General features: G+C 72.2%; 18 protein-coding genes. 17 read left to right on the forward strand and 1 reads right to left on the reverse strand.

The window, feature by feature from the left end; genetic code table 11:
* The first annotated feature begins 277 nt into the window (after window positions 1-277).
* The 4 genes from aroB (at window position 278) to nusB (ending at window position 2937) form a co-directional block, all read left to right on the forward strand.
* Window positions 278-1354, forward strand: a complete 1077-nt coding sequence (aroB, locus tag J7462_RS31080) for a 3-dehydroquinate synthase (protein WP_219469717.1) — start codon at window positions 278-280, stop codon at window positions 1352-1354.
* Window positions 1351-1806 carry a type II 3-dehydroquinate dehydratase gene (gene aroQ, locus J7462_RS31085; protein WP_208570157.1) on the forward strand — a complete coding sequence of 152 codons (456 nt, stop codon included), beginning with the start codon at window positions 1351-1353 and terminating at the stop codon, window positions 1804-1806. The genes aroB and aroQ overlap by 4 nt, the downstream gene beginning before the upstream one ends.
* Before the next feature lie 139 nt (window positions 1807-1945).
* Window positions 1946-2503 (forward strand): elongation factor P, encoded by a 558-nt coding sequence (gene efp, locus J7462_RS31090; RefSeq protein WP_091253160.1) that lies wholly within the window; start codon window positions 1946-1948, stop codon window positions 2501-2503.
* Window positions 2504-2526: 23 nt separating this feature from the next.
* Window positions 2527-2937, forward strand: a complete 411-nt coding sequence (gene nusB, locus J7462_RS31095; protein ID WP_208570213.1) for a transcription antitermination factor NusB — start codon at window positions 2527-2529, stop codon at window positions 2935-2937.
* A gap of 117 nt (window positions 2938-3054) precedes the next feature.
* Here the strand turns inward: nusB and J7462_RS31100 are convergent, their stop codons facing one another.
* Window positions 3055-3543 carry a transcriptional regulator gene (locus J7462_RS31100; RefSeq protein WP_013285505.1) on the reverse strand — a complete coding sequence of 163 codons (489 nt, stop codon included), beginning with the start codon at window positions 3541-3543 and terminating at the stop codon, window positions 3055-3057.
* Between the two features lie 287 nt (window positions 3544-3830).
* Here J7462_RS31100 and pyrR point away from each other — a divergent pair, with 287 nt between their 5' ends.
* From pyrR to metK, 13 genes are all read left to right on the forward strand, one after another.
* Window positions 3831-4412, forward strand: coding sequence for a bifunctional pyr operon transcriptional regulator/uracil phosphoribosyltransferase PyrR (gene pyrR / locus J7462_RS31105; protein ID WP_088645219.1), 582 nt, complete (start codon window positions 3831-3833; stop codon window positions 4410-4412).
* A gap of 49 nt (window positions 4413-4461) precedes the next feature.
* Complete coding sequence (locus J7462_RS31110) at window positions 4462-5415, forward strand: aspartate carbamoyltransferase catalytic subunit (protein WP_208570158.1); 954 nt, start codon at window positions 4462-4464, stop codon at window positions 5413-5415.
* The gene (locus tag J7462_RS31115; RefSeq protein ID WP_219469720.1) at window positions 5412-6743 is read left to right on the forward strand and encodes a dihydroorotase; all 1332 of its coding nucleotides are present in this window, start codon (window positions 5412-5414) and stop codon (window positions 6741-6743) included. Before J7462_RS31110 ends, J7462_RS31115 begins: the two co-directional genes overlap by 4 nt.
* A 178-nt stretch (window positions 6744-6921) precedes the next feature.
* Window positions 6922-8127 (forward strand): glutamine-hydrolyzing carbamoyl-phosphate synthase small subunit, encoded by a 1206-nt coding sequence (gene carA / locus J7462_RS31120; RefSeq protein WP_219469723.1) that lies wholly within the window; start codon window positions 6922-6924, stop codon window positions 8125-8127.
* A complete protein-coding gene (carB, locus tag J7462_RS31125; protein ID WP_219469726.1) occupies window positions 8120-11548 on the forward strand; it encodes a carbamoyl-phosphate synthase large subunit in 3429 nt (1142 codons plus the stop codon). Before carA ends, carB begins: the two co-directional genes overlap by 8 nt.
* Window positions 11549-11773: 225 nt before the next feature.
* Window positions 11774-12826 (forward strand): quinone-dependent dihydroorotate dehydrogenase, encoded by a 1053-nt coding sequence (locus J7462_RS31130; protein WP_219470873.1) that lies wholly within the window; start codon window positions 11774-11776, stop codon window positions 12824-12826.
* Window positions 12827-13132: 306 nt separating this feature from the next.
* The gene (locus J7462_RS31135) at window positions 13133-14407 is read left to right on the forward strand and encodes an adenosylmethionine--8-amino-7-oxononanoate transaminase (protein ID WP_219469728.1); all 1275 of its coding nucleotides are present in this window, start codon (window positions 13133-13135) and stop codon (window positions 14405-14407) included.
* A gap of 75 nt (window positions 14408-14482) precedes the next feature.
* Window positions 14483-15322, forward strand: coding sequence for an orotidine-5'-phosphate decarboxylase (gene pyrF / locus J7462_RS31140; protein WP_219469730.1), 840 nt, complete (start codon window positions 14483-14485; stop codon window positions 15320-15322).
* Window positions 15323-15496: 174 nt separating this feature from the next.
* Window positions 15497-15814 (forward strand): integration host factor, actinobacterial type, encoded by a 318-nt coding sequence (gene mihF, locus J7462_RS31145; protein WP_067309448.1) that lies wholly within the window; start codon window positions 15497-15499, stop codon window positions 15812-15814.
* 25 nt (window positions 15815-15839) lie between these two features.
* Entirely contained in the window at window positions 15840-16340 is a 501-nt protein-coding gene (locus J7462_RS31150) for a guanylate kinase (protein ID WP_208570165.1), read from the forward strand.
* 142 nt (window positions 16341-16482) lie between these two features.
* Window positions 16483-16746 (forward strand): DNA-directed RNA polymerase subunit omega, encoded by a 264-nt coding sequence (rpoZ, locus tag J7462_RS31155; RefSeq protein WP_007075826.1) that lies wholly within the window; start codon window positions 16483-16485, stop codon window positions 16744-16746.
* A 14-nt stretch (window positions 16747-16760) separates the two neighbouring features.
* Window positions 16761-17969, forward strand: coding sequence for a bifunctional phosphopantothenoylcysteine decarboxylase/phosphopantothenate--cysteine ligase CoaBC (coaBC, locus tag J7462_RS31160; protein ID WP_219469733.1), 1209 nt, complete (start codon window positions 16761-16763; stop codon window positions 17967-17969).
* 89 nt (window positions 17970-18058) lie between these two features.
* The gene (metK, locus tag J7462_RS31165) at window positions 18059-19252 is read left to right on the forward strand and encodes a methionine adenosyltransferase (protein ID WP_208570167.1); all 1194 of its coding nucleotides are present in this window, start codon (window positions 18059-18061) and stop codon (window positions 19250-19252) included.
* The last annotated feature ends 32 nt before the right edge of the window (window positions 19253-19284 follow it).

Genomic DNA, 19284 nt, shown 5'->3' on the forward strand with positions numbered 1-19284 from the left:
GGTCGATCCCGTCCCCGGTGCCCGGGTTCTGTCGGGCTAAACGCCGGCCCTGCCGTGCGGTCACGCGGTGGGTCCGGCACGCGGTGGGCCCGGCATCCGGCGGGTCCGGCATGCGACGAGGGTCCGGCATCCGGCGGGTCCGGCACCCGATGAGGGTCCGGTCGGGCGGCCGATGGTCCGATCTCCGGGCCGTGGTCGGTCGGCCACCTCCTCTCCCGGACCGCCACCAGGTGGACACCCGCCGTGTCGAAGCCGACGCTGGACTAGGCTCCCGGCGATGGACGAGGTGACCCGGATTCCGGTCGGCGGCGAACGGCCGTACGACGTACTGGTCGGGCGGGGCCTGCTGGCCGAGCTGCCCGCGTTGCTGCCCGACGCGACCCGGGCGGCGGTGCTGTACGCGCCGCCCCTACGGGCGTTGGCCGAGGAGATCGGCGAGCGGTTGGCCGGGGCGGGGGTCACCCCGCTGGCGATCGAGGTGCCCGACGCCGAGGCGGGCAAGCGGGTCGAGGTGGCCGCCGACTGCTGGGAGCAGCTCGGTGCGGCCGGCTTCACCCGTACCGACGCGGTGGTCGGGGTGGGCGGCGGTGCCGTGACCGACCTGGCCGGCTTCGTCGCGGCCTGCTGGCTGCGCGGGGTGCAATGGGTGCCGGTGGCGACGTCGCTGCTCGGCATGGTCGACGCCGCCGTCGGCGGTAAGACCGGAGTCAACACGGGGGCCGGCAAGAACCTGGTGGGGGCCTTCCACCCGCCGGTCGGGGTGCTGGCCGACCTGGGCACGTTGGACAGCCTCCCGGCGGCCGACCTGGCCGCCGGGCTGGCCGAGGTGGTCAAGTGTGGCTTCATCGCCGACCCGGCGATCCTGGACCTGGTCGAGGGGGACCCGGCCGCCGCCGTCGACCCGACCGGCCCGGTGGCCCGGGAGCTGATCGAGCGGGCGATCCGGGTCAAGGCCGACGTGGTCTCCGGTGACCTGCGCGAGTCGGGTGTCCGGGAGGTGCTCAACTACGGGCACACCCTGGCCCACGCGATCGAGAAGGTCGAGGGGTACCGCTGGCGGCACGGGCACGCGGTCTCCGTCGGCACCGTCTATGCCGGCAGCCTGGCCCGGTTGGCCGGTCGGCTCGACGCGGCGACCGCCGAGCGGCACCGCAGCGTGCTGACCGCGCTGGATCTGCCGACCAGCTACCCGGCGGACGCCTGGCCGGACCTGCTGGCGGCGATGCGGGTGGACAAGAAGGCCCGGGGCAGTCGACTGCGGTTCGTGGTGCTCGACGGGCTGGCCAGGCCGGCAATCCTGGACGGCCCGGACGACGAGCTGCTGCACGCCGCCTACCGGGAGGTCAGCCGGTGACCACCGCCACCCCCCGGGTGTACGTGCTCAACGGGCCCAACCTGGGCCGGCTGGGCACCCGTCAGGTCGACGTGTACGGCGTTACCAGCTATGCCGACCTGGTGACGCTCTGCGTCGAGACGGGCCGCGAACTGGGGCTGGACGTGGTGGTCCGGCAGACCGACGCCGAGCACGAGCTGCTGGGCTGGCTGCACGGGGCGGCGGACGAGGGTGCGGCGGTGGTGCTCAACCCGGCGGCCTGGTCGCACTACTCGATCGCGGTGCGGGACGCCTGCGCGTTGCTGCGTGCGCCCCTGGTCGAGGTGCACATCTCCAACATCCACGCCCGGGAGGAGTTCCGGCACCACTCGGTGGTGTCGGCGGTGGCCACCGGCGTCATCTGTGGGCTCGGCGTGGACGGTTACCGGCTCGCGCTGCGGCACCTCGCCACCCGGCTCGGCGGGGCCGACTGACCCCCGCTTCCGTCACTGTGCGTGACGGTCGGGGTGGTCGGTGGCGGCGGGGCGGTCCCCGGCCGCCGGAACCGCCGCCGATTAGACGCAGCTAGTAGACTTGCCAGGTCTGTCCGCCAATTGATGATCAAGGCAGGAAATGGCATCCACCAACGACCTCAAGAACGGCCTGGTACTCAACCTCGACGGGGAGCTCTGGGCCGTCGTCGAGTTCCAGCACGTCAAGCCCGGTAAGGGTGGGGCGTTCGTCCGCACGACGCTGAAGAACGTGCTGTCCGGCAAGGTCGTCGACAAGACCTTCAACGCGGGCACCAAGGTCGAGACCGCCACCGTCGACAAGCGCACCATGCAATACCTCTACGCCGACGGCGAGGACTACGTCTTCATGGATCTGGAGACGTTCGACCAGATCACCGTCCCCGGCGGCACCGTCGGCGAGGCCGCCAACTACCTCCTCCCGGAGGCCGAGGCGACCGTCGCCACCCACGAGGGTGTGCCGCTCTACATCGAGCTGCCGACCAGCGTGGTGCTCCAGGTCACCTACACCGAGCCGGGTCTGCAGGGCGACCGGTCGACCGGCGGCAACAAGCCGGCCACCGTGGAGACCGGCGCGACCGTGCAGGTGCCGCTCTTCATCACCACCGACGAGAAGATCAAGGTCGACACCCGCGACGGCCGTTACCTCGGCCGGGCCTGATGGCCGAGGGCGCCAAGCAGCAGATGCCGGCGCGTCGCAAGGCGCGTAAGCGGGCGCTGGACGTGCTCTTCGAGGCGGACCTGCGGGACCGGCCTCCGGTCGAGGTGCTCGCCGGCTACGTCGAGCGGATCGAGAAACCGCGTCCCGAGCACCTGGACTACGCGGTCGGTCTGGTCGAGGGGGTCGCCGCGCACCTCGACCGGATCGACGAGGTGATCGCCAGCTACGCCGAGGGCTGGACCCTGGACCGGATGCCGGCGGTCGACCGCAACCTGGCCCGGATCGCCGTCTACGAGCTGCTCTACGTCGACGAGATCGACGACGCGGTGGCGATCAGCGAGGCGGTGGAGCTGGCCCGGCAGATGTCGACCGACGATTCGCCGCGCTTCCTCAACGGCATCCTCGGCCGGATCGCCGAGTACGCCACCCGCTGACCGGGTCGCGCGCGTGCCGCCCCACCAGGGCCGGTCCGCGCCGCCGGGGGCGGGAGACGGTGTGACAGAAGGGCCCGTGCCGGACGGCACGGGCCCTTCGACGTCAGCGACCGCGGATCAGGAGGCGAAGAACGCCCGCGGGTCGGCGACCAGCACACCGTGCTCGGTGAGCCGCTCGATCAGCCCGGACGGCGAGGCGTCGTAGACGATCGCCAGGGCGCGCAGGTCGTCGGCGCGGATGGAGAGCACCCGGCCGTTGTAGTCGCCCCGTTGCTGCTGGATCGCCCGGGCGTACCGGGCGACGTAGGCGAGGTCCTCGGAGGCCTCGTCGTAGAGCCGCTCCAGGTCCAGGACGATCTTGCTGGTGGGCTCGTGCCGTACGCCGCTGCCGTCGGGCAGCAGCTCCGAGACGGGTACGCGGTAGAAGTCGGCCAGCTCCGCCAGCCGGGACACGGTGACGGCCCGGTCGCCGCGCTCGTACGAGCCGACCACCACCGCCTTCCAGCGTCCGTTTGACTTCTCCTCCACCCCCTGCAGGGACAGGCCCTGCTGCTGGCGGATGGAGCGCAGGCGGGCGCCCAGCGACTTGGCGTATTCAGAGGGCATTCGGACACTCCCAGTGCTGTGCTTTGGGGTTCTCCCAGCGATCGCTACGGAGCGTGACGGTACGGGGATTGCGACACGTGGTCAAGTGCTCGTGACATTCCCATCGGAGATAGCGGGGGAGTTGTCCGGATTTCACCGTCCTGATCCAGGGATCAGTGGGTCGCGGTGAACCGCGAGGTGACCGCTGGTAACGTGGCCGCCAGCCCCGGTCGGGCCACCCTGACCCGACCGGACACCCCCGACATCCTTTAACGACCCGTCCCGTGAGGCGGGGAAGGAGGTCCGCCGTGGCCTGCCCACCGGCTGCCCATCCGTCGCCCGAGCGACAACCCTCGGTGAAGGTGATCCTCGCCAGCGCCGACGTCCAGCGCGTCGTCGACCGGATCGCCCACCAGATCCTGGAGAAGACCCAGGGCGCCGCCGACACCGTCCTGCTGGGAATCCCCACCCGGGGCGCCCCGCTCGCCCGACGGCTCGCCGCCCGGATCAGCACCTTCGAGGACGTCGACGTCCCGGTCGGGGTGCTCGACATCACTCTCTACCGCGACGACCTGCGTCGGCACGCCACCCGTGCGGTCGGCCCGACCCAACTGCCCCCGGGCGGCATCGACGGCAAGCGGGTCGTCCTCGTCGACGACGTGCTCTTCTCCGGCCGTACCGTCCGGGCCGCCCTCGACGCCCTCAACGACGTCGGCCGACCCGCCTCGGTGCAGCTCGCCGTGCTGGTCGACCGGGGCCACCGGGAACTGCCGATCCGCGCCGACTACGTCGGCAAGAACATCCCGACCGCGCTCGCCGAGAGCGTCAAGGTCACCCTCGTCGAGACCGACGGCGCCGACGAGGTCCGACTCTGCGGGGGGACCCGGTGAGCGCGCCGCGACGGCATCCGGCAGACGCGAACGAGAGGCGGCCCCGCCCGTGATCAGACACCTGCTCTCCGGGGCCGACCTGGACGCCGACACCGCGACCCAGATCCTCGACACCGCCGCCGAGATGGCCACCGTCGCCGGCCGCGAGGTCAAGAAGCTCCCGGCGCTGCGCGGCCGGACCGTGGTGAACCTCTTCTACGAGGACTCCACCCGGACCAGGATCTCGTTCGAGGCCGCCGCCAAGCGACTCAGCGCCGACGTGATCAACTTTTCCGCCAAGGGCTCCAGCGTCACCAAGGGCGAGAGCCTGAAGGACACCGCGCTGACCCTCCAGGCGATGGGGGCCGACGCGGTGGTCGTCCGGCACCCCGCCTCCGGGGCCCCGCACCGCCTGGCCAACTGGGTGGACGGGTCGGTGGTCAACGCCGGCGACGGCACCCACGAGCACCCCACCCAGGCGCTGCTCGACGCGTACACCATGCGGGCCCGGCTGGGTCGGCTCGCCGGCCTGCACGTGGCGATCGTCGGCGACGTCCTGCACTCCCGGGTGGCCCGCTCCAACGTCCTGCTGCTGAGCACCCTCGGCGCCAAGGTCACCCTGGTCGGTCCGCCGACGCTGATCCCGGTCGACTGGGCCGCCCGCGCCGGCGTCGGGTCCGTGGCGACCGACGCCGACCCCGGCACCGACGTCTGCTACGACCTCGACGCGGTGCTGCCCGGGGTGGACGTGGTGATGATGCTGCGGGTGCAGCGGGAGCGGATGAACGACTCCTACTTCCCGTCCGCCCGCGAGTACGCCCGCCGCTACGGGCTGGACGGGCCACGGATGCGCCGGCTGCCCGAACACGCGATCGTCATGCACCCCGGGCCGATGAACCGGGGGATGGAGATCACCCCCGAGGTCGCCGACTCACCCCGCTCCACCATCGTCGAACAGGTCGCCAACGGGGTCTCCGTGCGGATGGCCGTGCTCTACCTGCTGCTCGGAGGAAACAACCGGTGACCGCGTACCTGATCACGAACGTGAGCGTCGTCGGCGGCCCGCCGACCGACCTGCTGATCCGCGACGGCGTCGTCGCCGAGACCGGAGCCGGGCTGACCGACCCGGAGGCCGCCGTCATCGACGGCACCGGCCTGGTCGCCCTGCCCGGCCTGGTCGACCTGCACACCCACCTGCGCGAGCCCGGCCGGGAGGACGCCGAGACGGTCGACTCCGGCTCCCGGGCGGCGGCGCTGGGCGGCTACACCGCGGTCTGCGCGATGGCGAACACTTCGCCGGTCGCCGACACCGCGGGCGTGGTCGAGCAGGTCTGGCGGCTCGGCCGGCAGGCCGGGCTGGTCGACGTGCAGCCGATCGGCGCGGTCACCGTCGGGCTGGCCGGCGAGCGGCTCGCCGAACTGGGCGCGATGGCCGACTCGGCGGCCCGGGTGCGGATCTTCTCCGACGACGGGCACTGCGTCGCCGACCCCAAGCTGATGCGCCGGGCCCTGGAGTACGTCAAGGCGTTCGACGGGATCATCGCCCAGCACGCCGAGGAACCCCGGCTCACCGAGGGCGCGCAGATGCACGAGGGGGAGGTCTCCACCCGGCTCGGGCTGACCGGCTGGCCGGCCGTCGCCGAGGAGGCGATCATCGCCCGCGACGTGCTGCTCGCCGAGCATGTCGGCAGCCGGCTGCACGTCTGCCACGTCTCCACCGCCGGCAGCGTCGAGGTGCTGCGCCAGGCCAAGGCCCGGGGGGTACGGGTCACCGCCGAGGTCACCCCGCACCACCTGCTGCTCACCGACGAGGTGGTGGCCGGCCGGGGTGAGCAGGCCAGCCCCGGGCTCTCGCCCGACTGGAGCCCGACGGCCAGCTACGACCCGGTCTTCAAGGTCAACCCGCCGTTGCGGACGGGCACCGACGTCGCCGCGCTGCGCACCGCGCTCGCCGAGGGCGTCATCGACGTCGTCGCCACCGACCACGCCCCGCACGCGGTGGAGGACAAGGAGTGCGAGTGGACGTACGCCCGGCCGGGCATGCTCGGTCTGGAGACGGCGCTGTCCATCGCCCTCGACGTGCTCGGCCCGCAGTGGGACCTGATCGCCGACCGGATGTCACGGACCCCGGCCCGGATCGCCGGACTCGACGGCCACGGCCTCGACCCGGCACCCGGGGTACCGGCCAACCTGACCCTGGTCGACCCGGCCGCCCGACGCGTGATCGAGCCCGCGGAGCTGGCCAGCCGCAGTCGCAACACCCCGTACGCCCGCATGACGCTGCCGGGTCGCATCGTGGCGACCTTCCTGCGCGGCGAGCCGACGGTCCTGGACGGAAAGGCTGTCAAGTGATCCGAGCGAGGAACGTAGCGAAGCGGAGTCCCGCAGTCCGGATCGGAGGTGGGCGCGTGATCCGAGCGAGGAACGTAGCGGAGCGGAGTCCCGCAGTCCGGATCGGAGGTGGGCGCGTGATCCGAGCGAGGAACGTAGCGGAGCGGAGTCCCGCAGTCCGGATCGGAGGTGACGTGTGATGGGTAGGCGCAGATCGGCGATCCTGGTCCTGGAGGACGGGCGCACCTTCCACGGTGAGGCGTACGGCAGTGTCGGGGAGACCTTCGGCGAGGCGGTCTTCAACACCGGGATGACCGGCTACCAGGAGACCCTGACCGACCCGTCCTACCACCGGCAGGTGGTGGTGCAGACCGCCCCGCACATCGGCAACACCGGCGTCAACGGCGAGGACGACGAGTCCGACCGGATCTGGGTCGCCGGGTACGTGGTGCGCGACCCGGCCAGGATCGGTTCCAACTGGCGGTCCACCGGCGGCCTGGAGGACCGGCTCGGCGTCGAAGGTGTGGTCGGCATCGCCGGGGTGGACACCCGGGCGCTCACCCGGCACCTGCGCGAACGTGGTGCGATGCGGGTCGGCATCTCCAGCGTCGAGGACGACCCGCGCGCCCTGCTGGAGCGGGTCCGGCAGTCCCCGCAGATGGTCGGCGCGGACCTCTCCGCCGAGGTGAGCACCGCCACCCCGTACGTGGTCGAGGCCGAGGGCGAGCACCGCTACACCGTCGCCGCGCTGGACCTGGGCATCAAGCGCAACGTGCCGCGGCGGCTGGCCGCCCGGGGGGTCACCACCCACGTGCTGCCCGCCAACTCCAGCATCGACGACCTGCTGGCCACCGGCGCGGACGCGGTCTTCTTCTCGCCCGGCCCGGGTGACCCGGCGACCGCCGACGGGCCGGTGACGCTGGCCCGGGAGGTGCTGAGCCGGCGGATCCCGCTGTTCGGCATCTGCTTCGGCAGCCAGATCCTCGGCCGGGCGCTCGGCTTCGGCACCTACAAGCTGGGCTACGGCCACCGGGGCATCAACCAGCCGGTGCTCGACCGGGCCACCGGCAAGGTCGAGGTGACCAGCCACAACCACGGCTTCGCGGTGGCCTGGCCGGGCCGCGAGCCCGGGGCGGCGGCCGGCGCGGTCGTCCCCGACGAGGTCATCGAGACCGAGTTCGGTGGCGTGCAGGTGTCGCACGTCTGCCTCAACGACAACGTCGTCGAGGGGCTGCGGGCCGTGGACGTGCCCGCCTTCACCGTCCAGTACCACCCGGAGGCGGCAGCCGGCCCGCACGACGCCGACTACCTCTTCGACCGCTTCGCCGAGCTGATCGAGGGCCGTGGCCCCGACGGGCAGCCCGGTGCGGGTCGGAACCACAGCGAGGGGCGCACGAATGCCTAAGCGCGACGATCTCAAGCACATCCTGGTGATCGGCTCCGGGCCGATCGTGATCGGTCAGGCCTGCGAGTTCGACTACTCCGGCACCCAGGCCTGCCGGGTGCTGCGCAGCGAGGGGATCCGGGTCAGCCTGGTCAACTCCAACCCGGCGACCATCATGACCGACCCTGAGTTCGCCGACGCCACCTACGTCGAGCCGATCACCCCGGAGTTCGTGGAGCTGGTCATCGCCAAGGAGCGCCCCGACGCGCTGCTGCCGACCCTGGGCGGGCAGACGGCGTTGAACACGGCGGTCGCCCTGCACGCGGCGGGCGTCCTCGACAAGTACGGCGTCGAGCTGATCGGCGCGAACATCGAGGCGATCAACCGGGGTGAGGACCGCCAGCTGTTCAAGGAGATCGTCGCCAAGGCCGGCGTACGGCTGGGGCTGGCCGACCCGGCCGGCCTGGTGCCCCGGTCGCGGGTCTGCCACTCGATGGACGAGGTCCGGGAGACCGTCGCGGAGCTGGGCCTGCCGGTGGTGATCCGGCCGTCGTTCACCATGGGCGGACTGGGTTCCGGCATGGCGCACACCGACGAGGACCTGACCCGCATCGCCGGGTCCGGCCTGGCCGCCAGCCCGGTGCACGAGGTGCTCATCGAGGAGAGCGTGCTCGGCTGGAAGGAGTACGAACTCGAGCTGATGCGCGACCGGCACGACAACGTGGTGGTGGTCTGCTCGATCGAGAACATCGACCCGATGGGCGTGCACACCGGCGACAGCGTCACCGTCGCCCCGGCGATGACGCTCACCGACCGGGAGTACCAGAACCTGCGTGACCTGGGCATCGCGGTGCTGCGCGAGGTCGGGGTGGACACCGGCGGCTGCAACATCCAGTTCGCGGTCAACCCGGCCGACGGCCGGATCGTGGTGATCGAGATGAACCCCCGGGTGTCCCGGTCGTCGGCGCTGGCGTCGAAGGCCACCGGCTTCCCGATCGCCAAGATCGCCGCGAAGCTGGCCATCGGCTACACCCTCGACGAGATCCCCAACGACATCACGTTGAAGACGCCGGCGGCGTTCGAGCCGACGCTGGACTACGTGGTGGTGAAGATCCCCCGGTTCGCGTTCGAGAAGTTCCCCGGCGCGGACCCGGAGCTGACCACCACGATGAAGTCGGTCGGCGAGGCGATGAGCCTGGGCCGTAACTTCACCGAGGCGCTCAACAAGGCGATGCGCTCGATGGAAACCAAGGCGTCGGGTTTCTGGACCACCCCGGACCCGCAGGGGGCGACGCGGGAGAACACCCTCGCCGCGCTGGGGACGCCGCACGACGGGCGGCTCTACACCGTCGAGCGGGCGCTGCGGCTGGGCGCGTCGGTCGCCGAGGTCGCGGCGGCGTCCGGCGGTATCGACCCGTGGTTCCTGGACCAGATCGTCAGCCTGGTCGAGCTGCGGACCGAGATCGTGGCCGCCCCGGTGCTCGACGCCGACCTGCTGCGCCGGGCCAAGCGGGCCGGGTTGTCCGACCGGCAGCTCGCCGCGCTGCGCCCGGAGCTGGCCGCCGAGGACGGCGTGCGCACCCTGCGGCACCGGCTCGACGTGCGCCCGGTCTACAAGACGGTGGACACCTGCGCCGCCGAGTTCGAGGCGACCACCCCCTACCACTACTCGACGTACGACGAGGAGACCGAGGTCGCCCCGTCGGACCGGCCGAAGGTGCTGATCCTCGGGTCGGGGCCGAACCGGATCGGGCAGGGCATCGAGTTCGACTACTCCTGCGTGCACGCCGTCCAGGCGCTGCGTGCCGCCCCGCTGCCCGACCCGGACGGGTCCGGTGCCGGATCGGGTTCCGGCGGTGGGTCCGGCTCCGGCGGTGGGTCCGGTGCCGGCGGCTACGAGACCGTCATGGTCAACTGCAACCCGGAGACGGTGTCCACCGACTACGACACCGCCGACCGGCTCTACTTCGAGCCGCTGACCTTCGAGGACGTGCTGGAGGTGTGGCACGCCGAGGACTCCTCCGGGAAGGCGGCCGGCGGCCCCGGCGTGGTCGGGGTGGTCGTGCAGCTCGGCGGGCAGACCCCGCTGGGGCTGGCGCAGCGGCTCAAGGACGCCGGGGTGCCGGTGGTCGGCACCTCCCCGGAGTCGATCCACCTGGCCGAGGAGCGCGGCGCGTTCGGTCTGGTGCTGGCCCGGGCCGGCCTGCGTGCCCCGGCACACGGCATGGCCACCTCGTACGACGAGGCGAAGGCGATCGCCGACGAGATCGGCTACCCGGTGCTGGTGCGCCCGTCGTACGTGCTCGGCGGGCGGGGCATGGAGATCGTCTACGACGATGCCACGCTGCGCGACTACATCGGGCGGGCCACCGACATCTCCCCGGACCACCCGGTGCTGGTCGACCGGTTCCTCGACGACGCCATCGAGATCGACGTGGACGCGCTCTGCGACGCCGACGGTGAGGTCTACCTGGGCGGCGTGATGGAGCACATCGAGGAGGCCGGCATCCACTCCGGCGACTCGTCGTGCGCGCTGCCGCCGATCACGCTGGCCGGTTCGCACCTGACCGAGGTACGCCGCTACACCGAGGCGATCGCCCGGGGGGTGGGGGTCCGCGGCCTGCTCAACGTCCAGTACGCCCTCAAGGACGACATGCTCTACGTGTTGGAGGCGAACCCGCGGGCCTCGCGTACCGTCCCGTTCGTCTCCAAGGCCACCGCCGTGCCGTTGGCGAAGGCGGCGGCCCGGATCGCCCTCGGCGCGACCATCGCCGAGCTGCGCGCCGAGGGGCTGCTCCCGGCGACCGGCGACGGTGGGGTGCTGCCGCCCGACGCCCCGATCGCGGTCAAGGAGGCGGTGCTGCCGTTCAAGCGGTTCCGCACCCCGGCCGGCAAGGGTGTCGACTCGTTGCTCGGCCCGGAGATGAAGTCCACCGGCGAGGTGATGGGCATCGACACCAGCTTCGGGCACGCCTTCGCCAAGAGCCAGTCCGCCGCGTACGGCTCGCTGCCGACCACCGGGAGGATCTTCGTCTCGGTGGCCAACCGGGACAAGCGGGCCATGATCTTCCCGGTCAAGCGGCTGGCCGACCTGGGCTTCGAGATCGTCGCCACCACGGGTACCGCCGAGCTGCTGCGCCGGCACGGCATCGCCTGTGAGCAGATCCGCAAGCACTACCAGGCGGGCGAGGGCGCGGACGCGGTGTCGATGATCCTCGCCGGTGACGTGGCCCTGGTGGTGAACACCCCGCAGGGCTCCGGCGCGAGCGCCCGCTCGGACGGCTACGAGATCCGTAGCGCCGCCGTCACGGCCGACATCCCGTGCATCACCACCGTGCCGGGGGTGGCGGCGGCGGTGATGGGCATCGAGGCCCGCATCCGGGGCGACATGCGGGTACGCCCCCTCCAGGAACTCCACGCCGCCCTCCGGGCCGCCCAATGACCCCCACCCCCCGCTCGGTCCGCGCTCCCCGCTCGGTCCGCGCTCCCCGCTCAGGCCGGTGATCAAGAGGTTTCGGTCACCGGACGGCGGTTGTGGTGACGCAAACCTCTTGATCACCGACGAGGGCGTCACCGACGAGGGCGTCACCCATGAGGGCTCCGGCCGAGGGGGCGTCACCGACGAGGGTGCCGGCCGGGGGAGTGTCGGTTGGGGGGCCGGGGCGTGGTGATGTTCGAGAAGGGGGTCCGGAGGGCGCTGTTCCGGATCGGGGGCGGGGACGCCGAGGCGGCGCACGAGTGGACGTTGCGGCGGTTGGCGACCCTGTCGCGGCGGCCGGCGGCGCTGGCCCTGCTGCGGGCCCGCAACCTGCACCGGGCGCCCCGGACGGTGTTCGGGGTGGAGTTCCCCAACCCGGTGGGCCTGGCGGCGGGGATGGACAAGAACGGGGTGGCCCTGCCGGCCTGGCCGGCGCTGGGGTTCGGCTTCGTCGAGGTGGGCACGGTCACCGCGCACGCCCAGCCGGGCAATCCCCGGCCCCGGCTGTTCCGGCTGCCCGACAGCGCGGCGGTGATCAACCGGATGGGCTTCAACAACGCCGGCGCGCAGGCTCTGGCCGACCGGCTGGCCGCGCTGCCCCGCCCGCTCGGGGTGCCGCTGGGCATTTCGCTCGGCAAGTCCAAGGTGACCCCGCTGGACGAGGCGGTCGAGGACTACCTCGCCTCCTACCGGGCGTTGCGGGGGCACGGTGACTACTTCGCGGTCAACGTCTCCTCCCCGAACACCCCGGGTTTGCGGTCGTTGCAGGACAAGGCACACCTGGATGCCCTGCTGACCGCCCTGGTGGGGGAGAAGCCCGTCCTGGTGAAGATCGCCCCGGACCTCACCGAGCCGGCCGTGGCCGAGCTGTTGGAGGTCTGCCTGGCCCGGGGTGCGGCCGGCGTGATCGCCACCAACACCACCCTGGGCCGGGCCGGTCTCGCCCCCGCCGACGCGGAACGTGGCGCGCAGGCCGGCGGCCTGTCCGGTCGTCCGCTGACCGGACGGGCCCGGGAGATGGTCGCCTTCGTCCACCGGGAGACCGGCGGTCGGCTCCCGGTGATCGGCGTCGGTGGCATCCTCGACCCGGACGACGCGGCCCGGATGTTCGACGCCGGTGCCAGTCTGGTCCAGCTCTACACCGGTTTCATCTACCGGGGCCCGGCTCTGGTCCGGGCCGCCGCCCGCGTCTCGACCGGGTCCGGGATGCCGACGGGTGATCCGGCGGTGAGCGGCCGGTGATCCGGCGGGCGCGTCCGGTGTATCCGGTCGTGCCCGCCGTGGTGCCGCCCGGGAGCCGATCCGACCCCGGCCGGGCCGCCGCGCACCGCCACGGGCGCGGCGCGTGACACCCGCGCGGGTCGCCGCCGCCGCAGCCCTGCGGCGGTCCGGGGGCGTCGCTGTCCCTGTCGCCGCGCAGCCGGGGCGGGGCGTGGCCGTCGGGGCCACCGTGCGGCAGGTCCAGACCCGCCGCCGTCGCCGTCAGGGCAGCAGAGCAGCGCAGGCCGCCGGTGGTGCGGCGGCTGACGAGGGTACGGAGGAACGCGCGTGACGCCCGAGCAGATCCTGGCCGTCGACCGGGCCCGTGTCTGGCACCCGTACGCGGCGCTGCCGCCGGCTCACCCGCCCTATGTGGTGCACAGCGCCGAGGGTGTCCGGCTGCGGCTGGCCGACGGCCGGGAACTGGTCGACGGGATGTCGTCGTGGTGGGCGGCGATCCACGGTTACCGGCATCCGGTGCTGGACGCGGCGGTCACCGACCAGCTCGGCCGGATGAGTCACGTGATGTTCGGCGGGCTCACCCACGAGCCGGCGGTCCGGCTGGCCGAGACGCTCGTCGAGTTGGCCCCGGACGGCCTGGAACACGTCTTCCTGGCCGACTCGGGCTCGGTGTCGGTCGAGGTGGCGATCAAGATGTGCCTGCAGTACCAGCGGGCCACCGGCCGGCCGCAGCGCCGTCGGCTGGCCACCTGGCGGGGCGGTTATCACGGGGACACCTTCCACCCGATGAGTGTGTGCGACCCCGAGGGCGGGATGCACCACCTGTGGGGCGACGTGCTGCCCCGGCAGGTCTTCGCCTCGGTGCCGCCCGGTGGCTTCGCCGACCCGCCCGACCCGGCGTACGTGACGGCGCTGACCGACGCGGTCGCCCGGCACGCCGACGAGTTGGCTGCGGTGATCGTCGAGCCGGTGGTGCAGGGGGCCGGCGGGATGCGCTTCCACCACCCGGGGTACCTGCGGGTGTTGCGCGAGGTGACCCGGGCGCACGGGGTGCTGCTGATCTTCGACGAGATCGCCACCGGGTTCGGCCGGACCGGGCGGATGTTCGCCGCCGACCACGCCGGGGTGACCCCGGACGTGCTCTGCGTGGGCAAGGCGCTCACCGGGGGCTACCTGACCCTCGCGGCGGCGCTGTGCACGCCGGAGGTGGCCTGGGGGATCTCCGCCGACGGGGTGTTGGCACACGGCCCCACGTTCATGGGCAACCCGTTGGCGTGTGCGGTCGCCAACGCCTCCCTGGGGCTGTTGCGGGCCGGTGACTGGGTCGCCGGGGTCGCCCGGGTGGGTGCGGGGCTGCGGGCCGGCCTGGAGCCGTTGCGCGGGACGCCAGGGGTGGTGGACGTGCGGGTGTTGGGTGCGATCGGCGTGGTGCAGTTGGACCACGAGGTGGACGTGGCGGCGGCGACGGCCGCTGCGGTGGCCCGGGGCGTGTGGCTGCGCCCCTTCCGCGACCTGGTCTACGCCATGCCGCCGTATGTGACCGGGGAGGACGACGTGGCCCGGATCGCGGCCGGGATGACCGCTGCGGTGGCGGCCGGCTGACCGGCCGCCCGGGGCCGACGCCGCGGTGGCGACCGCCGCTCGCGGTGAACGCAGGAGCAGACGAGAGGAGCATCGATGGAGACCTTCGGATTTCGATTGCACCGGGCGGTGGCGGAGCGTGGGCCGCTGTGCGTGGGCATCGACCCGCATCCCGGGCTGCTGGCCCGCTGGGGGCTGCCGGACGACGTCGACGGCTTGGAGCGGTTCGCCCGGACCGTCGCGGAAGCGCTCGGTGACCGGGTTGCGGTGATCAAGCCTCAGTCGGCCTTCTTCGAGCGATTCGGGAGCCGCGGAGTGGCGATTCTTGAGTCAACTATCCGACAGTTGCGCGAAGCTGGCGCGCTCGTTCTCCTCGACGTCAAGCGTGGCGACATCGGTTCGACCGTCGCCGCGTACGCCTCCGCGTACCTTGATCCATCCAGCCCGCTGTATGTCGACGCGGTCACCGCGAGCCCCTACCTGGGAGTAGGTTCGCTGGCCCCGATGTTCGAGTCGGCCGTCGCGCACGGTGGCGGAGTGTTCGTGTTAGCGCTCACCTCCAACCCCGAGGGGGCTCAGGTGCAGCGTGCCGTCACGGCCGGTGGGCGGACGGTCGCGCAGCTTGTTATCGATGAGATTTCGCAGCTCAACAGGGGTGCGGAACCGCTCGGCAGCATCGGGTTGGTGGTCGGCGCGACCATCGGCGACACCGGTCACGACCTGTCCCGGGTCAATGGCCCACTGCTCGCGCCGGGGCTCGGCGCCCAGGGTGCGACGGCCGCCGACCTACCCACCGTGTTCGGTTCGAACCTGTCCGCAGTGCTGCCGTCGTACTCCCGGGAGGTGCTCAACGCGGGCCCGGACGCCGACGCGTTGCGGGCCGCCGCGGACCGGGCGGTGGCCGACTGCCGGCACATCCTGGCTGCCCGACACTGACTGACGGCTCGGTCACTTTACGTTGATCATCGCGCGTCCACGTTGCCGAAAGCTCCGCCGAACGCTAGTTTTCCCCGCGCTGGGAACCACGGACCCCTTTGGTTTTCAGCGACACCACGTTTCACAGAGCGACGGTGCGTTCCGCCCGTCGCGATAGGGACCTGAGGAGAACTGGTGCCGCTCCCGTCACTGACCCCCGAGCAGCGCGCTGCCGCGCTGGAAAAGGCCGCGGAGATCCGCAAGGCCCGTGCTGAGCTGAAGGAGCAGCTCAAGCAGGGCAAGACCACCCTGGCCGCCGTCCTTGCGCGAGCCGAGTCCGACGACGTCGTCGGCAAGCTCAAGGTGTCGGCCGTGCTGCAGGCGATGCCGGGTATCGGAAAGATCCGGGCCACCCAGATCATGGAGAAGCTCAAGATCGCCGACAGCCGCCGTCTGCGTGGTCTGGGCGAGCAGCAGCGTAAGGCGCTGCTTGGAGAGTTCGCCGCCAACTGATCGCCGCAGCAGGTAGAAACAAGCGGTGAGCACGGTTGACGAGGCGTGCCCGGCGGCGCGGCTCACCGTCCTGACCGGACCTTCGGGTGCCGGTCGGGGCGGTGTGGTCGGAGCGGTCCGGGCACGTTCTCCCGCCGTGTGGGTGCCGGTCCCGGTGACCACCCGGGCACGTCGCCCCGGCGAGTCCGACGGCGTCGACCGGCTCTTCCGGGAGCCGGCCGAGTTCGATCGGATGATCGCCGCGGGCGAATTGCTGGAGTGGTCCCGGGCCGGGCCGTACCGGCGGGGCACCCCGCGTGCCCCGCTGATCGACCGACTGACCCGGGGGTGGCCGGTGCTGCTCCCGTTGGACCCGCCCGGGGCGCTCGTGGTGACCGAAGCCCTGCCATCGGCCCGGCTGGTGCTGCTGCTCCCGCCCGGACACCGCGCGGACCCGGCCCTGGCGGCCCTCGTCGAGCGCACCGTCCACCACGACCACACCGAGCGTGCTGCCGCTGAGCTGGTAAGCTTGCTCGGTTCGTCCTAATCTGGCTCCCGTCCGACCGCAGACCGTGTTCGAGCGACCAGCAGTGTTCGAGTGACCAGCCGCGGTCGAGCGACCAGCCGCGTCCGCGCGGCGAGCGACCAGCCGCGTCCGCGCGGACACCTTTCAGACGCAGAGGTATTTCGTGGGATCCATCGCCAACCCCGAGGGCATCACCAACCCGCCGATCGACGAGCTGCTCGAGAAGACCACCTCGAAGTACGCGCTGGTGATCTTCGCTGCCAAGCGTGCGCGTCAGGTCAACGCCTACTACAGCCAGCTCGGTGAGGGCCTGCTCGAGTACGTCGGCCCGCTCGTGGAGACCACCCCGCAGGAGAAGCCGCTCTCCATCGCCATGCGCGAGATCAACGCGGGCCTGCTCACCGCCGAGCCGACCGACCAGCCGTAACCCCCGTACCCCCGATGTCCGCCGAGATCGTGCTCGGAGTCGGCGGTGGCATCGCCGCCTACAAGGCGTGTGAGCTGCTGCGGCTCTTCATGGAGTCGGGTCACCGGGTCCGGGTCGTGCCGACCGCGTCGGCGCTCCGCTTCGTCGGGGCGCCGACCTGGGCGGCGCTGTCCGGCCAGCCGGTCGCCGACGACGTCTGGGCCGAGGTGCACGAGGTGCCGCACGTCCGGCTCGGCCAGCGGGCCGACCTGGTGGTGGTCGCGCCGGCCACGGCGGACCTGCTCGCCCGGGCCGCCCACGGCCTCGCCGACGACCTGCTCACCAACACCCTGCTCACCGCCCGCTGCCCGGTGGTGCTCGCCCCGGCGATGCACACCGAGATGTGGGAACACCCGGCCACCGTCGCCAACGTGGCCACCCTGCGGTCCCGGGGGGTGCGGGTGATCGAGCCCGCCGTGGGCCGGCTCACCGGGGCGGACAGCGGCAAGGGCCGGCTGCCCGACCCGGCCGAGATCTTCGCGGTCGCCCGCCGGGCCCTCGCCCGGGGCGTCGACGCCCCCGCCGACCTGGCCGGTCGACACCTGGTGGTCACCGCCGGCGGCACCCGGGAGCCCCTCGACCCGGTCCGCTTCCTCGGCAACCGTTCCTCCGGCAAGCAGGGGTACGCCTTCGCCCGCGCGGCCGTCGCCCGGGGCGCCCGGGTCACCCTGATCGCCGCCAACGTCGCCCTGCCCGATCCGGCCGGGGTCGACCTGGTCCGGGTGGGCACCACCGAGGAGTTGCGCACGGCGACGCTGGCCGCCGCCGTCGACGCCGACGCGGTGGTGATGGCGGCGGCGCCGGCCGACTTCCGCCCGGCGACGTACGCGCCCGGCAAGATCAAGAAGTCGGACGACGGCAGCACGCCGACCATCGCCCTCGTCACCAACCCGGACATCGCCGCGGAGCTGGGTCGAACCCGTCGTCGGGAGCAGGTGCTGGTGGTGTTCGCCGCCGAGACCGGTGACGCCGAGGCCAACGGCCGGGCCAAACTCGCCCGCAAACGCGCCGACCTCGTCGTCGTCAACGAGGTCGGCGTCGACAAGGTCTTCGGGGCCGAGACCAACGCGGCCACCGTGATCGGTGCCGACGGCGCCGTGCACCGCCTGCCTGAGCAGGCCAAGGAGGATCTGGCCGACCGCGTCTGGGACCTCGTGCTCGCCCGGTGGCCCGCCCGGTCCTGAACGGTGGATGCCGACTCGCCGGGTCGTGAGCGGTACGTGAGGGTGACTAGACTGCTGCGCAACGATTATCTAAAGAGCTTAGGAGTGCCGTGACACGCCGCCTCTTCACGTCCGAATCGGTCACGGAAGGCCACCCGGACAAGATCGCCGACCAGATCAGCGACGGGATCCTCGACGCCCTGCTGACCCAGGACCCGCACAGCCGGGTGGCGGTCGAGACCCTGATCACCACCGGTCAGGTCCACGTCGCCGGTGAGGTGACCACCAAGGCCTACGCCGACATCCCGACCATCGTCCGCGAGACGATCCTCGGTATCGGCTACGACTCGTCGAAGAAGGGCTTCGACGGCGCCTCCTGCGGCGTCAGCGTCTCCATCGGCGCCCAGTCGCCCGACATCGCGCAGGGCGTCGACAACGCCTTCGAGCTGCGCACCGGGGCCTCGGAAAGCGCGCTGGACGCGCAGGGCGCCGGCGACCAGGGCATGATGTTCGGCTTCGCCTGCTCCGAGACGCCGGAGCTGATGCCCCTGCCGATCGCGCTGGCACACCGGCTGGCCCAGCGGCTGTCCGCGGTGCGCAAGGACGGGACCATCCCCTACCTGCGGCCGGACGGCAAGACCCAGGTCACCATCGAGTACGAGGGGCTGCGTCCGGTCCGGCTGAACACCGTCGTGGTGTCCAGCCAGCACGCCGCCGACATCTCGCTGGACTCGCTGCTCACCCCGGACGTGCGCGACCACGTCATCGCCCCGGAGCTGCAGAACCTGGGCCTGGACACCGAGGGCTACCGGCTGCTGGTCAACCCGACCGGCCGGTTCGAGATCGGTGGCCCGATGGGTGACGCCGGCCTGACCGGTCGGAAGATCATCGTCGACACCTACGGCGGGTACGCCCGGCACGGTGGTGGCGCGTTCTCCGGCAAGGACCCGTCCAAGGTGGACCGCTCGGCCGCGTACGCGATGCGTTGGGTGGCCAAGAACGTCGTCGCCGCCGGCCTGGCCGAGCGCTGTGAGGCGCAGGTCGCGTACGCGATCGGCAAGGCCCACCCGGTCAGCCTCTTCATCGAGACCTTCGGCACCGAGACGGTGCCGGTGGCCGCGATCGAGAAGGCGGTCGGTGAGGTCTTCGACCTGCGGCCGGCCGCCATCATCCGGGACCTCAACCTGCTCCGCCCGATCTACCGGCAGACCGCCGCCTACGGCCACTTCGGCCGGGAGCTGCCGGAGCTGAGCTGGGAGAGCACCGACCGGGCCGCCGACCTGAAGTCGGTAGCGGGCGCCTGACCGGCACCACGCCCAGCGACCGGCGACCCGCG

The sequence above is a fragment of the Micromonospora sp. RL09-050-HVF-A genome, assembly GCF_019374995.1.
Lineage (GTDB): Bacteria > Actinomycetota > Actinomycetes > Mycobacteriales > Micromonosporaceae > Micromonospora > Micromonospora antibiotica.

Bases quoted from the DNA above. Each gene is read 5' to 3' on its own strand.
- carA (WP_219469723.1), top strand. From the start codon at position 6,922: ATGGGTAGGCGCAGATCGGCGATCCTGGTCCTGGAGGACGGGCGCACC.
- J7462_RS31100 (WP_013285505.1), bottom strand. From the start codon at position 3,543: ATGCCCTCTGAATACGCCAAGTCGCTGGGCGCCCGCCTGCGCTCCATC.
- pyrF (WP_219469730.1), top strand. From the start codon at position 14,483: ATGGAGACCTTCGGATTTCGATTGCACCGGGCGGTGGCGGAGCGTGGG.
- carB (WP_219469726.1), top strand. From the start codon at position 8,120: ATGCCTAAGCGCGACGATCTCAAGCACATCCTGGTGATCGGCTCCGGG.
- coaBC (WP_219469733.1), top strand. From the start codon at position 16,761: ATGTCCGCCGAGATCGTGCTCGGAGTCGGCGGTGGCATCGCCGCCTAC.
- nusB (WP_208570213.1), top strand. From the start codon at position 2,527: ATGCCGGCGCGTCGCAAGGCGCGTAAGCGGGCGCTGGACGTGCTCTTC.
- aroB (WP_219469717.1), top strand. From the start codon at position 278: ATGGACGAGGTGACCCGGATTCCGGTCGGCGGCGAACGGCCGTACGAC.
- efp (WP_091253160.1), top strand. From the start codon at position 1,946: ATGGCATCCACCAACGACCTCAAGAACGGCCTGGTACTCAACCTCGAC.